The sequence below is a fragment of the Paenibacillus sp. FSL R10-2736 genome, assembly GCF_038000245.1.
In the GTDB taxonomy this organism is placed as follows: domain Bacteria; phylum Bacillota; class Bacilli; order Paenibacillales; family Paenibacillaceae; genus Paenibacillus_AQ; species Paenibacillus_AQ phytohabitans.
The window spans coordinates 2,249,776-2,263,492 of the sequence record NZ_JBBOBN010000001.1 but is presented as its reverse complement, the minus strand read 5'-3'; the positions used below and the strand labels follow the sequence as shown (position 1 = coordinate 2,263,492).

Here is a 13,717-nt window from a genome sequence, read left to right as displayed (position 1 = left end):
ATTATAACACAAACGAAACGGCTGTCGAAACACAGCCGTTTCCGAAATGTACCTAATGATCGCGTGACATCAAATAATCTGCAATTTCAAGCAGCCGTGTATGATCCTGAAATCCGCCCTCAAGGACCGCGCTGTGCGCTTCAGCGGTCAGCCGCTTCACCTCTTCACGCGAGGCTTCCAGGCCGATGAAGTAGGGATAGGTCACCTTTTGCTGCTTGATATCACTGCCGGTTTTTTTGCCCAGCTTGCTCTCATCGCCGACCAGATCAAGGATATCATCCTGAATCTGAAAAGCCAGGCCAATCTGCGTACCGAACTGGCGCAGCGCCCCCAGCTGACGCTCATCCGCACCGGCGATTCTGCCTCCCGCCAGCAGCGAGAAGATCATCAGATCGCCTGTCTTATGAAGATGGATATACTGAAGCTGATGCAGGTCGGTTAAGCCCTGCTCGCCTTCCATATCGGCAACCTGCCCGCCGACCATTCCGCGCGGACCGGCCATTTCAGCCAGATCCTCAACAATGGACAGCACATTCTCTGCCGGAACGCCAAATTTACGCGAAGCTTGTACCACACTATAGAATGCATGCGTCAGCAGGGCATCTCCGGCCAGAATCGCCGCAGCTTCCCCGAAGACCTTGTGGTTCGTGAGCTTGCCGCGCCGGTAGTCGTCATTATCCATGGCCGGCAGATCATCATGAATCAATGAATAGGTATGCACCATTTCAATCGCTGCCGCTACGGGCAGCGCAGCCTCACGGCTGCCGCCAAGCGCTTCACAGGCGGCGATGACCAGCAGCGGGCGCAGGCGTTTGCCTCCGGCCTGCAGCGAGTAATCCATCGCCTCCCTGAGCACCTGAGGCACAGTCCACTGCGCAGGCAGGGTTGCCGTCAGTGCATCAGCGACCCAGTGGCCCACCTCTGCAATGTACTGCTCAAGCGGTGCGCGCCCGTGTGCTTCCGCTTCACTGCTGCCCGGTTCCAGCTCAGAACGACTCATCGCCATCGCCTTCCAGCCGGGCTCCGAATGGCTTCTTGCGCAGCTCGCCATCCTCTACCGTAATCATCTCGATCTTGCGCTCTACCTGCTCCAGCTTGCTACCGCAGAGCTGCGACAGTTTCATTCCCTGCTGGAATAAATCAATCGCCTTCTCCAGGGGAACGTCGCCATGCTCAAGCTCGCGTACGATTCCCTCCAGGCGCTCCATGGCTCCCTCAAAATCCAGTTCCGCTTCCTTTGCCATCGTCTTAAACATCCTCCTTCATTCCCCATACCTGGCAGTTTAGCTGTCCGTCATTAAGCTTTATGTTCACCTTATCGCCTACTTCAACTTCCTTCAGCGATTTGATTAAATGCTCTTCGTTCTCGTCGTACACGAGGCTGTAGCCCCGTGACATCACCTTGAGCGGGCTGAGCGCATCCAGATGGCGCAGCTCAGCCACATAGCGCGCGCGCTTATCCTGGAAGCGTGCCTGCATGGCCCCCGTCAGCTCACGGGTAAGGCTATCCGTGCGCCGGCGGGCAGCGCTGATGCTGTCCCGCGGATGGAAACGCTGCAGGCTCTGATGCAGCAGCGCGCTGCGCCCCTGCGCGCGGCTGTGCCTTGCCTCGGCTGCGCGGACCAGGGCCGCGCGCAGCATGTCCAGCCGCTGCGCGTGCTGGGCCAGCTGCCGGCGCGGGCCGGCCAGCGCCAGCGAGCGCTGCAGCGCCGCGAGGCGCTCGCCGCTGCGCTGTGAGCGGCGCAGCAGCCCTTGGCGCAGCCGCTGCTGGGCGGTGCGCAGCTGCCCGGCGAGCTCGGCTGCGCTCGGCACGGCAAGCTCCGCTGCCGCCGTAGGGGTTGCCGCACGGAGATCGGCGGCGAAGTCGGCGATCGTGAAGTCGGTCTCGTGGCCGACGGCCGAGATGACCGGAATTCTGGAGGCCGCAATCGCGCGGGCGACGGCCTCTTCATTGAAGGCCCAGAGCTCCTCCAGGGAGCCGCCGCCGCGCCCTACAATCAGCACATCAGCCTCGCCCATGGCGTTCAGGTTCTCGATGGCCTTCACAATGGAAGGGCCGGCGCCTTTACCCTGTACAAGCACAGGATAGAGCACCACCGCCACCTGCGGATAACGGCGCTGCAGGGTGATGATAATATCCCGCACTGCCGCTCCTGTCGGCGAGGTAACTACACCGATCACGCGTGGGAACCGCGGCAGCGGACGCTTGCGCGCCGCTGCGAACAGCCCCTCCTGCTCCAGCTTGCTCTTCAGCTGTTCGTAAGCCAGATACAGGCTGCCGATTCCGTCCGGCTGCATGTGGGTGGCGTAGAATTGATACTGCCCGTCCCGTTCATAGACCGTCACGTTGCCTCTGGCAATGACCTTGGTCCCTTCCTTCGGTACAAAAGGCAGCCGCGAGTTATGTGAAGCAAACATGATCGCCTTGATCCGGCTGCTCTCATCCTTCAGCGTGAAATACATATGCCCGCTTCCGTGGTGGGTGAAATTCGATATTTCACCGCGGATCCATACATCGGAGAGCACCGCATCCGAATCCAGCTTCATGCGGATATACTTGTTAAGTTCCTTAATGGAGTAGACCTGCCGCTCTGCCGCCATAAGCTTAGCCTACTTCAGGCCGTGGCGGCGTTTGGCCGCGATCAGCGTGTTGCTCATCAGCATCGTGATCGTCATCGGCCCTACTCCGCCCGGCACAGGCGTAATAAACCCGGCGACTTCACGGGCACTCTCGTAATCGACATCACCGGCAAGCTTGCCGGTATCCAGGCGGTTCATTCCGACATCGATGACAACTGCACCCGGCTTCACGAAGGAAGCATCGATGAAGTTAGCCCGGCCGATGGCAACTACCAGAATATCCGCCTGGCGGCTGAGTTCAGCCATATTCGCGGTGCGTGAATGACACATGGTAACCGTGGCATTCTCACGCTGCAGCAGCAGGGACACCGGCTTGCCGACAATATTGCTGCGGCCGATAACCACAGCATGCTTGCCGGAAATATCAGTGCCTGTCCGTTTGATCAATTCGATGACTCCCGCAGGAGTACAAGGGAGCAGACTGTCATCACCGATGACCAGGTTCCCTACATTGACCGGATGGAACCCGTCAACATCCTTCTCCACGGAAATGGCATTAATGACTGCCTTCTCTTCAATATGCTTCGGAAGCGGCAATTGCACGAGAATGCCGTCAATATCATCACGGCCGTTCAGATCAGCCACCAGAGCGAGCAGATCCTCCTGGCTCGTTGCCGCATCCAGCCGGTGAACCTCGGAATGGAAGCCCAGCTCAATACATGATTTTTCCTTGTTACGCACATAGACCTGAGAAGCCGGATCTTCACCGACTAGAACGACAGCAAGACCGGGCTTAACGCCACGTTCCGTAAGCTCTGCAACCTCCCGGGCAATGCTGATCCGAATTTCGTCCGATACCTGTTTACCGCTGATAATCGCTGCTGTCATGTAAGTCTCTCCCCTTTTGTCTATTTAACGATTACAGATCCGCTCTAAGCGTATCTACATCCTGAATCATCTTGCCAAGTACGCCGTTTACGAATTTACCGGAATCATCGGTGCCGAAATGCTTGGCCAGATCAATTGCCTCATTGACAGCTACCTTAGCCGGTACATCACTGGCAAAGATCATCTCGAACGTGGCCAGACGCAGAATCTGACGGTCAACACGGGACAGGCGGCTCATCTGCCAGCCTTTGAGGTAATGCTCCAGCATTTCGTCGATGGCCATTTTGTGCTCCCAGACGCCATTTACATGGGCGATCACATAAGCCTTCAGCTCGGTCTCGTCAGTGATGACGCGTTCGGTTTCGTTCTCATCGGCAGCTTCCTCAATCAGCATTTCTACAGCCTCAGTAACTTCCACATCATTCATTTCCATCTGATACAGGCTCTGGACAATAATTTCTCTCGCTAAACGTCTTTTCATTTGTTCCTCCTACAGTCTTAACTAGCATACTTTGTATTTGAATTTCTTAAATCTTCTTACCAAAAAACCGCGCAGCCGTTCTTCCGCAGGTCAGCAACTCAAAGTAACGGGTTCCAGGCTTCCGGGAGAAAGACTATCGCGGTTCATTTGAAGGGACGCCAGCGTCCGGACAGCCGGCTCACGAGCTCCTGCCACTGAAACAGGGGAGCCTGTGCGGTATCCTTTCTTTTGCCAAGCGTATATCCGATGAACACTACCAGTGCAAAGAACAGCATATCCCAAAAACCGCTAATCAGATAAATCAGACCGAGAACGACCCCGAAGGTAACTCCGGCAATTCTACCCCCGTGACTTTCCCATACTTCTCTCCAAGACATAAGGGAAACTCACCTCTATTCCACTCGACTTTTGAAGCTTGGTGACTGTGTGAGGTTAGCAATATATACAGATACATCCGCTACCGGAATTCCGGTTGTTTCCTGCACGAAATCATGCACCTGGCGCTGCACCTCCGTAGTAAGCAGAGGCAGGGAATGCTCGCCGTCCACAACTGCCCGGATCATAATTTCAAGTCCGGCCTGCGAGACGCGGATGCGCGACTTCAGATCACGGATGCCCTTCACTTTGCCTGCAGCCTTGAGGCTGAGGTTCTCGATGGTTTCCATGGAGATCTGAATGTCCCCATACTCTGTACGCTGATCCACGGACGGCAGGGAAGCACGGTCGCGGCGCAGGGAGATGTAGAAGAAACGGATGCTCAGCAGGAAAAGAATAACCGCAGCTGTAATCGCAGCGATATAGGCCCCCGGCCCGTCAGGAATCTCAAACGTGTCCGGAATGGCGCCGCTCAAGAGGAGGATGGCAATTACAGATAGTATTCCGATACTTAAGCTGTAAAGGAACAGCAGAAGCCTGTCCAGAATTTTGGCCACGAGTCACATAACCTCCTTAAATTAAGGTAAACCCTCGACCTACGTCGGGGGTTTATGGAAAACACAAGGCCCTTACTTCACGCGGATAACCGCGTCTGTATCTTCGCTTTTGTCAACACTTGTGGCGTTTCTGAACTGCACATCATGGATATGCACATTCACTTCTACAACCGTCAGGCCGGTCATGGTTTCGATGGAACGCTTAACGTTGCGCTGAATTTCAGCAGCCACTTCAGGAAGACGGTTGCCGTATTCAATGATTACGGATACATCCACTGCAGCTTCGCGTTGTCCAACTTCAACCTTAACGCCCTTAGACAAGTTCTTGCGTCCGAGAAGCTCCACGATTCCTCCGGCGAAACCGCCGCTCATTCCGGCCACGCCTTTAACCTCTACGGTTGCCAAACCTGCGATAACCTCGATCACTTCAGGAGCAATCTGGATCTCACCAATTTCCGTACGTTCGTATTCTGTCGGCAATGTACTCATTTTGGACTTCACACCTTTCCGGTAAAAAAGTTATTCGGGCATTTCAAGCAGGCAGCACGTCTCTTATTAAACATACTATATCATTTGACGAACTTTATGACAAACAATGAGAAGTCGTCCTAAATTTCATACTCTTCCAGGAATTTGATATCGAAATTCCCGTCCAAAAATACCGGATGCTCCAGCAATCTCTGATGGAAAGGTATGGTTGTATGTATGCCTTCCACAGCGAATTCGGATAAAGCCCGTTTCATCTTGGCAATGGCTTCATAGCGCGTCGGCGCCCAGACGATCAGCTTGGCGATCATCGAGTCATAAAAAGGTGAAATGGTGTAGCCCGGATAAGCCGCGCTGTCCACCCGCACTCCAAGTCCGCCCGGCGGCAGATAGAAGCCGATTTTACCCGGAGACGGCATGAAATTACGTTCAGGGTCCTCGGCGTTAATGCGGCATTCGATTGACCAGCCGTTGATTACAATATCCTCCTGGGTGAAGGACAAGGGGTTGCCTTCCGCCACAGAGATCATTTCCTTGATCAGATCCACGCCGGTGACCATCTCCGTTACCGGATGCTCTACCTGGATACGCGTGTTCATCTCCATGAAGTAGAACTGTCCGTCCGGCCCCAGCAGGAATTCCAGGGTACCCGCTCCCGAGTAATTTACCGCCTGCGCAGCCCGTACAGCCGCTTGACCCATTGCATCACGGACCTCCGGGGTAAGCACGGAGCAAGGCGCTTCTTCAATCAGCTTCTGGCGGCGGCGCTGCACGGAGCAGTCCCGTTCACCCAGATGGACTACATTGCCATGATTATCGGCGATAATCTGAATCTCCACATGCTTCATGCCGGTCAGGAATTTCTCAAGATACACACCAGCGTTGCCAAAAGCCTTCTGCGCTTCCTGCTGGGCAGCTGTAATCTGCTTCACCAGTGATGCTTCGTCCTCGGCAATGCGGATGCCTTTGCCTCCGCCGCCTGCTGTAGCCTTGACGATGATCGGATAACCAATATCACGGCCCAGCATAACCGCTTCCTCTATGTCGCCGACAAGCCCGTCAGAGCCCGGAATAATCGGAACTCCGGCCAGCTTCATGGTTTCTTTGGCTACAGCCTTGTCACCCATCCGTGTGATCGCATCCGGAGAAGGGCCTATAAATGTAATATTGCAGGATTCACAAATCTCCGCGAAATCCGCATTCTCGGCCAGGAAGCCATAGCCGGGATGTATGGCATCACAGTCGGTGAGCGTGGCTACGCTCATAATATTTGTAAAATTCAGATAGCTGTCCTTGGCGGGCATCGGACCAATACAGTACGCTTCATCGGCCAGACGGACATGCAGTGAATCCCGGTCCGGCTCCGAATAGACTGCTACGGTGGAAATGCCCAGTTCACGGCAGGCCCTGATAATGCGGACCGCGATTTCGCCGCGGTTGGCAATCAACACTTTTTGAATGTTCATGCTTTTCCTCCCAAAGTTTAGCGAAGCTTGCAGGCTCCTCATGATTCTCGCGGCAATTATTCCGCTCTCACCAGAAACAGCGGCTGGCCGTATTCCACTAACTGGCCGTTCTCGGCCAGGACGGAGACGATTTCGCCTTTCACTTCCGCTTCCAGCTCATTCATCAGCTTCATGGCTTCAATGATGCAGACCGTTGATTTCTCATGAACCCGGTCTCCCACACTTACAAAGGACGGTGTTTCCGGAGAAGCAGCACTATAGAAGGTCCCTACCATCGGAGAGACGATTTTATGTAATGCGCCTTCAGCGGAGGATGCTTGCTGCTGCGTTACAGCAGGAACTTCACTGACAACCGGAGGAGCAGCATGCTGCGGACTTTGCGGCTGCGGTGCTGGCGTAAAGGGGTAGGCATAAGGAGTCGCCTGGATTGCTGTTCCATCAGCTTCAGGGCGATCCGGTTTGCGGATAGCCAGCTTCATACCTTCGCTTTCAATCTCCAGCTCATGTACGGAAGAGGTCTGGTCCAGCAATTTAATTAATTCCTTAATCTCGCTTAACTTGAACATTGGGTAGTTCACTCCTTCAGCTTTCTCTCGAAGCCATTTTGGACGCAGATAAGCAGGGTACGATATTCCGTTCTTCCCGGGTAACCTGTGATTCGGTCTGCTTGCGGTTCTTTAGAATCGCTTTCAGGATAACCGCTGCCTGCGTATTCTTCTTATATTTCAAGATAACTTTATGTATTATATCACAAACGCTAGAAATGGAAAGAGCCCGGGACGTGCCCGGGCTCTTTCGGCATTTTATTCTATTTTCTTTCATTTAATTCAGGAGGCCTTACTGTTCCGATACGTATTGGACTTTAATCTTGTCCTGGGACACACTCAGTTCTTTCATTACAAGGTCAACGATGCCCACGGCCTGCTTCACATCCAGCTTATCGCTGAGCACTACGATTGTGTACGCATCTCCGGCTTCCTCTTTCACAATAGCTTCACCGTATTTCTGCTGAAGCTGCTCTTCAATTCCGGTGATTTTGGATTCTTTTTCCTCCAGCTTGCTGAGTTGTTCCTGGGCAACCGCGTTCTCCGCAGGTGTCTTATCCATGTCATTAATCAGGGCCAGCAGATCATTGTGGTCCTTAAGATTCTGCTGCTCGCGTTCATACAGGTAATTCGTGAACATGCTGCTAGCCGATACGCTCTGGGAAGCTACTTCATCCAGAATAGCCGCATCATCCTTGGCCGGAGTCTTCTCTGTGGAAGCTGCTGCTGATTTGTCGGCACTTGCAGCCGGTTTGTCTGTCTTGTCCGCTGTATTTGCTGCGGCCGTATCCTTGTCAGCGCTGGAGCTGTTAGCTGCTGCGCTGCTGTCATCTGTTACTGCTGCGGATGTGCTGTCATCCGTCACGGCAGCGGCTGCGGTCTTGTCTGCAGCATCTTTGCCGGCATCCTCAGTTACAGCAGCAGTTTTGCTGTCTTCTGTCTGGGCTCCCGCATCGGCAGTAACGGAATCATCAGTTGTTACTTCGTTGATCACGAGCCCGCTGTCAAGCGTAGTAGCGGTCCCGCCACCCGTCCCGTCCTTCACGGTGTCCACCTGAATGCTGCCCGCGGTTTCTTTGGGAATGGAGGCTCCTGTGTCTTCCGTGAACAGGTAATAAGCCGAGAGCACCACCATTAAACTGAGCATCGAAACCAGCCAAATCGTTTGTCTTTTGCCCTTCATTTGTGATTCCTCCTAAAAGTTTTATTGAATATGCCTTTACGAATTCGCTTGCGTATGTCTGGCTTGTAAGCTGAACGCCTATTCCTGCTTGCGCGGAACGACGGAGATCCGGTAGCTCGGCACGTTCAGCCCTTTCTCGACAGCCTGCTCGATCAGGTTACGCACCACTTTATTCTCTGCCCCTTTGGCGACAACCAGCACACCGCGCACCTGGGGTTTGATCCGTTTGGTGATAATCGGGGTTTCGTCGCCGGACTGGCTGTAGGTTACGATTTCGCCGTCCCTGGTGTATTGTGTAGTATGGCGTTTACCGCCGCTGGCATCGGTTTCCTCACTCTGCGCCTGCGAATCATTCATATTGCGCTGCACGACTATTTCCTCTGTGGAATCCACGGTGACCATAATGTCAACTGTGCCGACCCCGACGATTTTCTCCAGAATCTCCTTCGTCCGGTTCTCCATCGCCAGCTCAATGCTGTCAAAAGAATTGGGTTGCACCGCCTCCTGCTGCAGGACCGCCTGAGAGGTCTCGCTTACGGGCGGTTCACGTCCCGTATTCTCGCTGTCCAGCTTCTTCACATTCACGAAGGAGTTGAACAGCATGATAGCAACGCCCAGCAAGCCAATAATGATCAGCCAGCGGAAAGTATGACTCCTCTTCGGATTGCCGCTTCCGCCGCCGGCCCACTGCTCCAGCTTTTTCAGCCAATTGGCCATTGATTTCCCTCCTTCTGTATATGGCATTCTGCCTTGTGTTCCCTGGTCTCTGTCTTATGATTTCACGGCGCTGGTGCCGCCGCTCAGCACATGTATCGAATCCGGGTCCAGGTTCCAGTTCTGCTCGAGCAGCCTTTTGACCGATTCGGCCTCTATAACCGCTGCCGCCTGTTCCTCCTGCGTCCCGTTTCCTGCGGCTGAAGGCTGCGAAACACCCGTTGCGGCTCCAGAACCTTCACTTGCCGCCCCGTCCTTGTTCAGGCTGACCTGGACCGGTTCTATAGGGGTAATCCGTATCGGTTCGGGTGCCGGGCCTGCTGCAGGCTGTGAGCCCTCTGCTGAACCCGGTATGCCGCTTGCAGCAACCGCTCCCGCCACTGGCATATCTACTGTGACCGAAGAGATCACCGGCACTTCTTCGCCCAGAGGCGCACTCGGATTCGGCCCCATGCCCAGCGTTACCGTAACATTCACCCCGCGGATGCCGGTGCTGCCGGCAATCTGATCGCGCATCTGCCCTGCTATTTCTTCGGCGGCAAGCTTCAGGCTCTGATCACGCGCCCCCTCTGCCAGCATCCGCCCGTCCGCCAGAATCTTCTCCAGCGAGTCCGCGCCGTCTCCTGTACCAGAGAGCAGCCCGCCGCTCCGCTCCTGCTGCTCCATGGCCAGACTAAGCTCCTTGCTGGCGTCCCCCTTAAGCATGGAGACGATCGGACTAAGCATCGTCAGCAGAACCAGCAGACTGAGCACCAGCCTGGCATAGCGTTCCATGGATTTGCTGGGCAGCAGCATCTCGACAAACGCGGCCATCAGCACCACCAGAATCAGTTCATGGAGCCATCCGCTGAGCCAGCTCATGGCGCACCTCCTGAAAGTTTGTTTACACAACCTGCCTCATATCTCATACAAACGGACCCGGATGATATCCGCCTCACCGCATCATTACGGTGACATTGCCGGCAGTCAGCATGATGGTGACGGCCAGGAAGAACATCAGCGATACGGCAGCCAGCGCGGCGAACACGTAGATCATGCTTTTGCCGATCGTCTGCAGGCAGGTCACAATCGGCGTTTCACCCAGCGGCTGCATAACAGCCGCGGCTACGTTGTAGATCAGGGCCAGCACCAGGATTTTGATCGCCGGGAAGGCACAGAGGAAGAGGATGATAATGACCCCCGAGAGCCCGATGGCGTTCTTCACCAGCAGTGATGCCGAAATTACGGTATCCGTGGCATCTGCGAACATTTTGCCGATAACCGGCACGAAATTGCCTGTGATATATTTGGCGGCGCGGATGGTTACACCATCAGTGACCGAGCTGGTGATTCCTCTGACCGAGATTACCCCGAGAAAGACGGTAAGCAGTACTCCGAGCAATCCGGCCCCGATATTGCGCAGCAGGTTGGCCAGCTGGGTCAGCTTATATTTCTCCGACATCGCACTCACCAGATGCAGCACCGCCGAGAAGAACAGCAGCGGGAACACTATGGTGTGAATCATCGTGCCCACCGTATGGATCATGAACACGATCAGCGGATGGGTCACCGACACCGTTACGATATTGCCCATCGAAGCCAGCAGTGCGAACAGCAGCGGAATCATCGCCATCATGAAGTCGATCATCCGGTCAATGGCATCCTTGGCGTAGCCGATGGAGATGTTGAAGCTGTTCACGGCAATGACCAGTACCACCATGTAACAGAGCATATAAGCGATTTTACTGACGGATTTCCGTTCAAAAGCGGTCTGCAGCGTCTCCAGAATCATACTCAGCACACTGATCATCACAATCGTAACCAGCAGCTTGCCGTTGTAGAGCACCTCATGCCACATGAAGCGGGTCAGGCCGGACAATACGCTTTTGAAGCTTAATCCGTCTTCTCCGGGCAGCAGCATATCCATCAGCGAGGGTGTTTTGCCTTCCGGGAAGAAGCCCCCGTAATCCTTCATCAGCTGATCCCAGTACGTCTCCACCCCGTCTGTCGGAAGGCTCTCGACCTGCCCCTTCACCCACTGGTCTACAGGGGATGAGGACCCTCCGCTGCCTCCCGTTTGCGCTTGCGTCTGTGTCTGTGTCTGCGCTTGAGAAGCCGGAGCTGCATAAGCGGTTCCTGCACACAGCAGAAGCAGCAGACAGGGGAGCAGAACGAGCAGCCTGCACCCTTTTGGCGGACGAAAAATACTGCGCTCCTGCACACCCTCACCCCGCTTTCCTGTGGCCTTCCGCTACTCCGTCTGAATCTCAGGCAGGCAGCAGCTTCATCACCGTTTCTATAATGATGCTTATAATCGGTACGGCCAGCACCATGATCAGCACCTTGCCGGCCAGCTCGATTTTGGAAGCGATCGATTCCTGTCCGGCATCCCGCACGATCTGTGCCCCGAACTCCGCGATATACGAAATGCCGATGATTTTAAACACGGTTTTGATGTAGATCATTTCCATCCCGGAGGATTCTGCCACCCGCTCCAGCGTGCCGAGAATCGTTCCGATCTTGCCGATCAGGAACAGAAAAATCAGTATGCCTGCCGCAGTAGTCAGCAGAAAAGCGAACATCGGCTTTTGTTCCTTCAGGACAAGGATGAGGACGGTCGACAGAATTCCTATTCCCACTACTTGAATGATTTCCATAACCCCAGCCTATTGAAAAAGAAAGATCGTTTTGATTTCCTGAAGCAGTCCGTCCAGCATGCGGATGACCATGAACAACACGATGATAAAACCAACAATTGTTACCCAGTGGGCTATGTCCTCTTTGCCCATCTGCTTAAGCACCGTGTGGATCATGGCGATAATGATGCCGATGCCGGCAATCTGAAAGATCGCGTTGACTTCAATATTCATTCCTGGCACCTCGCTAAAAGATCAAAATGACGATCAATGCTCCAAGCAGCAGACCCAGGCTTTTGCTCACTTTTTCATATTTGCCCTGATCTTCTCTGGCCGCTGTCTCTTCCTGCTTCAATTGCTGTAAAGCCAGTGCAATATGCGTGCTCTGATTCGATCTGTCACTGGTTCCGAGTGTGCAGCTGAGCTGCCGGAAAATTTCCTTCTCTGTTCCTTTAAGGGAAGCGCTGCTCCAGTGAATCTCCATGGACCGCTGCACGGCTTCCTCGGCGCTGCAGTTATGCGGCGGGCTCATCTCTTCCGCTGCGGTGAGGAAGAATGCTCTCAGCGGCTCCTTGCTCTGAATCCCGATCCGGCGCAGCGCCTCCGGCAGCGGGGTATAGCCGTACTGGATCTCCGTCTCCAGCCGCTGCAGCGCTGCGATCAGGCCTCTGATATGCCGGGGCCTGTCAGCATACTGGGCAGCCCGCTTGAAGCCGGCCAGCGTGCCCGCAAGCACGATGAGCACTGCCCCGAGCAGCTTAAGCATGCCGGTCACCGCCTATCCGCTCTTCCGGAGAGATCAGCAGCAGCCCGCGCTTCTGGGCGTCCAGGATGCGGAAGGACAGACCTGACTCCGAACGGTGCAGGATTACATACCGCTCGAACATCCGGTGCTCCAGCAGACCGCCAAGGCCGGGCCGGCGGGCCAGCTCGGACACTTCCTTGCCATGTGCGGAAGCGACTACCGAGATGCCGGCGTGCAGCGCCTCGGTTACTGCATCCGCATCCTCCAGGCGGCCGATCTCATCGGCGATCAGCACGTCGGGCGACAGCGAGCGGATCATCATCATCATGCCTTCCGCTTTGGGACAGCCGTCCAGGATGTCCGTGCGCGGGCCGACATCGAAGGCGGGGATCCCGCGGCGGCTGCCGGCAATCTCCGAGCGTTCATCGACGATGCCGACCTTGAGACCAGGGCGGCTGCCCTCGCGTCCGCCCTGCCCTCCGGCCGAGATCTGCCTGGCGAGGTCGCGCAGCAGCGTGGTCTTGCCATGCTGCGGCGGCGAGAGGATCAGCGTATGCATAATCCGCTGCCGTCCCCGGTCCAGCAGATAAGGCAGCACGCCGTCTGCCAGCCCGTGCACTTCGCGGGCAATCCGCACATTGAAGCCAGTAATATCGCGGAGATGCTCAACCCCCCCGCCGCTTAAGACCGTCCGGCCGGATAAGCCGATACGGTGCCCGCCGGGAATCGTGATGAAGCCCTTGCGCAGCTCCTCTTCCATCGTATACAGCGAATGATTGCTGATCAGGTCCAGCAGCCGGTGCGTATCCTCCCGGTCCGGCTTGTAGGCTTCAACGGGAAGCTGTGTCAGACTGCCGTCCACGCCGACAAAATGATATTTGCCGGAGTAATTAATCTCTAGCGGCCGTCCTTCACGGACGCGCACTTCCTCCACCTTGTCCAGGAGCGCAGCGGGGAGGCCGCCGAGCAGCGCTCTTACTTTTTCGGGAAACAATAGAAGCCAATCATTAGCCATACAAAGTACCCCCAAGTTGTCCTCTACTTAATAGCTTTATTCCATATTTATGCTTGTACTTGTACTT

Annotated in this window: 18 protein-coding genes; all 18 read right to left on the bottom strand. The window is 55.2% G+C overall.

The window, feature by feature from the left end; all coding sequences use genetic code 11:
• Positions 1-52: 52 nt before the first annotated feature.
• Positions 53-1,000, bottom strand: coding sequence for a polyprenyl synthetase family protein (locus tag NSQ73_RS09420; RefSeq protein WP_340986245.1), 948 nt, complete (start codon positions 998-1,000; stop codon positions 53-55).
• The gene (gene xseB / locus NSQ73_RS09415; RefSeq protein WP_039300434.1) at positions 987-1,244 is read right to left on the bottom strand and encodes an exodeoxyribonuclease VII small subunit; all 258 of its coding nucleotides are present in this window, start codon (positions 1,242-1,244) and stop codon (positions 987-989) included. Before xseB ends, NSQ73_RS09420 begins: the two co-directional genes overlap by 14 nt.
• A gap of 4 nt (positions 1,245-1,248) precedes the next feature.
• Positions 1,249-2,601 carry an exodeoxyribonuclease VII large subunit gene (xseA, locus tag NSQ73_RS09410; RefSeq protein WP_340986244.1) on the bottom strand — a complete coding sequence of 451 codons (1,353 nt, stop codon included), beginning with the start codon at positions 2,599-2,601 and terminating at the stop codon, positions 1,249-1,251.
• A gap of 9 nt (positions 2,602-2,610) precedes the next feature.
• Positions 2,611-3,468: a bifunctional methylenetetrahydrofolate dehydrogenase/methenyltetrahydrofolate cyclohydrolase FolD gene (gene folD, locus NSQ73_RS09405; RefSeq protein WP_076245597.1), complete on the bottom strand. Its 858-nt coding sequence runs from the start codon at positions 3,466-3,468 to the stop codon at positions 2,611-2,613.
• Positions 3,469-3,499: 31 nt separating this feature from the next.
• Positions 3,500-3,949 (bottom strand): transcription antitermination factor NusB, encoded by a 450-nt coding sequence (gene nusB, locus NSQ73_RS09400; RefSeq protein ID WP_042138733.1) that lies wholly within the window; start codon positions 3,947-3,949, stop codon positions 3,500-3,502.
• 143 nt (positions 3,950-4,092) lie between these two features.
• Positions 4,093-4,326, bottom strand: a complete 234-nt coding sequence (locus NSQ73_RS09395) for a DUF2273 domain-containing protein (RefSeq protein ID WP_042138734.1) — start codon at positions 4,324-4,326, stop codon at positions 4,093-4,095.
• Between the two features lie 15 nt (positions 4,327-4,341).
• Entirely contained in the window at positions 4,342-4,881 is a 540-nt protein-coding gene (amaP, locus tag NSQ73_RS09390) for an alkaline shock response membrane anchor protein AmaP (RefSeq protein ID WP_039295507.1), read from the bottom strand.
• A 72-nt stretch (positions 4,882-4,953) separates the two neighbouring features.
• Positions 4,954-5,370, bottom strand: coding sequence for an Asp23/Gls24 family envelope stress response protein (locus tag NSQ73_RS09385; RefSeq protein WP_039295505.1), 417 nt, complete (start codon positions 5,368-5,370; stop codon positions 4,954-4,956).
• A 119-nt stretch (positions 5,371-5,489) separates the two neighbouring features.
• Positions 5,490-6,833, bottom strand: a complete 1,344-nt coding sequence (gene accC / locus NSQ73_RS09380) for an acetyl-CoA carboxylase biotin carboxylase subunit (RefSeq protein WP_039295502.1) — start codon at positions 6,831-6,833, stop codon at positions 5,490-5,492.
• Positions 6,834-6,889: 56 nt separating this feature from the next.
• Positions 6,890-7,399 carry an acetyl-CoA carboxylase biotin carboxyl carrier protein gene (accB, locus tag NSQ73_RS09375; RefSeq protein WP_340986243.1) on the bottom strand — a complete coding sequence of 170 codons (510 nt, stop codon included), beginning with the start codon at positions 7,397-7,399 and terminating at the stop codon, positions 6,890-6,892.
• A gap of 271 nt (positions 7,400-7,670) precedes the next feature.
• Positions 7,671-8,561, bottom strand: coding sequence for a SpoIIIAH-like family protein (locus NSQ73_RS09370; protein ID WP_340986241.1), 891 nt, complete (start codon positions 8,559-8,561; stop codon positions 7,671-7,673).
• A 78-nt stretch (positions 8,562-8,639) separates the two neighbouring features.
• Positions 8,640-9,278, bottom strand: coding sequence for a stage III sporulation protein AG (spoIIIAG, locus tag NSQ73_RS09365; RefSeq protein ID WP_039295496.1), 639 nt, complete (start codon positions 9,276-9,278; stop codon positions 8,640-8,642).
• 54 nt (positions 9,279-9,332) lie between these two features.
• Positions 9,333-10,136 carry a stage III sporulation protein AF gene (locus tag NSQ73_RS09360; RefSeq protein WP_340986240.1) on the bottom strand — a complete coding sequence of 268 codons (804 nt, stop codon included), beginning with the start codon at positions 10,134-10,136 and terminating at the stop codon, positions 9,333-9,335.
• Between the two features lie 73 nt (positions 10,137-10,209).
• On the bottom strand, positions 10,210-11,475 hold the full coding sequence (gene spoIIIAE / locus NSQ73_RS09355; protein WP_340986238.1) for a stage III sporulation protein AE: 1,266 nt from the start codon (positions 11,473-11,475) through the stop codon (positions 10,210-10,212).
• Between the two features lie 46 nt (positions 11,476-11,521).
• Positions 11,522-11,911 (bottom strand): stage III sporulation protein AD, encoded by a 390-nt coding sequence (gene spoIIIAD / locus NSQ73_RS09350; RefSeq protein WP_039295491.1) that lies wholly within the window; start codon positions 11,909-11,911, stop codon positions 11,522-11,524.
• A gap of 9 nt (positions 11,912-11,920) precedes the next feature.
• Positions 11,921-12,124: a stage III sporulation protein AC gene (gene spoIIIAC / locus NSQ73_RS09345; protein WP_020426549.1), complete on the bottom strand. Its 204-nt coding sequence runs from the start codon at positions 12,122-12,124 to the stop codon at positions 11,921-11,923.
• A 13-nt stretch (positions 12,125-12,137) separates the two neighbouring features.
• Positions 12,138-12,656, bottom strand: coding sequence for a stage III sporulation protein SpoIIIAB (gene spoIIIAB, locus NSQ73_RS09340; RefSeq protein WP_340986237.1), 519 nt, complete (start codon positions 12,654-12,656; stop codon positions 12,138-12,140).
• Positions 12,649-13,650, bottom strand: coding sequence for a stage III sporulation protein AA (spoIIIAA, locus tag NSQ73_RS09335; RefSeq protein ID WP_042138737.1), 1,002 nt, complete (start codon positions 13,648-13,650; stop codon positions 12,649-12,651). Before spoIIIAA ends, spoIIIAB begins: the two co-directional genes overlap by 8 nt.
• Positions 13,651-13,717: the final 67 nt, after the last annotated feature.

What these genes read in the sequence shown, in the direction of transcription:
- spoIIIAA (WP_042138737.1), bottom strand. Translation starts at nt 13,650, where the DNA reads ATGGCTAATGATTGGCTTCTATTGTTTCCCGAAAAAGTAAGAGCGCTG.
- accC (WP_039295502.1), bottom strand. Translation starts at nt 6,833, where the DNA reads ATGAACATTCAAAAAGTGTTGATTGCCAACCGCGGCGAAATCGCGGTC.
- accB (WP_340986243.1), bottom strand. Translation starts at nt 7,399, where the DNA reads ATGTTCAAGTTAAGCGAGATTAAGGAATTAATTAAATTGCTGGACCAG.
- xseB (WP_039300434.1), bottom strand. Translation starts at nt 1,244, where the DNA reads ATGGCAAAGGAAGCGGAACTGGATTTTGAGGGAGCCATGGAGCGCCTG.
- spoIIIAC (WP_020426549.1), bottom strand. Translation starts at nt 12,124, where the DNA reads ATGAATATTGAAGTCAACGCGATCTTTCAGATTGCCGGCATCGGCATC.
- NSQ73_RS09395 (WP_042138734.1), bottom strand. Translation starts at nt 4,326, where the DNA reads ATGTCTTGGAGAGAAGTATGGGAAAGTCACGGGGGTAGAATTGCCGGA.
- NSQ73_RS09385 (WP_039295505.1), bottom strand. Translation starts at nt 5,370, where the DNA reads ATGAGTACATTGCCGACAGAATACGAACGTACGGAAATTGGTGAGATC.
- NSQ73_RS09370 (WP_340986241.1), bottom strand. Translation starts at nt 8,561, where the DNA reads ATGAAGGGCAAAAGACAAACGATTTGGCTGGTTTCGATGCTCAGTTTA.
- spoIIIAB (WP_340986237.1), bottom strand. Translation starts at nt 12,656, where the DNA reads ATGCTTAAGCTGCTCGGGGCAGTGCTCATCGTGCTTGCGGGCACGCTG.
- nusB (WP_042138733.1), bottom strand. Translation starts at nt 3,949, where the DNA reads ATGAAAAGACGTTTAGCGAGAGAAATTATTGTCCAGAGCCTGTATCAG.
- NSQ73_RS09360 (WP_340986240.1), bottom strand. Translation starts at nt 10,136, where the DNA reads ATGAGCTGGCTCAGCGGATGGCTCCATGAACTGATTCTGGTGGTGCTG.
- folD (WP_076245597.1), bottom strand. Translation starts at nt 3,468, where the DNA reads ATGACAGCAGCGATTATCAGCGGTAAACAGGTATCGGACGAAATTCGG.
- spoIIIAD (WP_039295491.1), bottom strand. Translation starts at nt 11,911, where the DNA reads ATGGAAATCATTCAAGTAGTGGGAATAGGAATTCTGTCGACCGTCCTC.
- NSQ73_RS09420 (WP_340986245.1), bottom strand. Translation starts at nt 1,000, where the DNA reads ATGAGTCGTTCTGAGCTGGAACCGGGCAGCAGTGAAGCGGAAGCACAC.
- xseA (WP_340986244.1), bottom strand. Translation starts at nt 2,601, where the DNA reads ATGGCGGCAGAGCGGCAGGTCTACTCCATTAAGGAACTTAACAAGTAT.
- spoIIIAG (WP_039295496.1), bottom strand. Translation starts at nt 9,278, where the DNA reads ATGGCCAATTGGCTGAAAAAGCTGGAGCAGTGGGCCGGCGGCGGAAGC.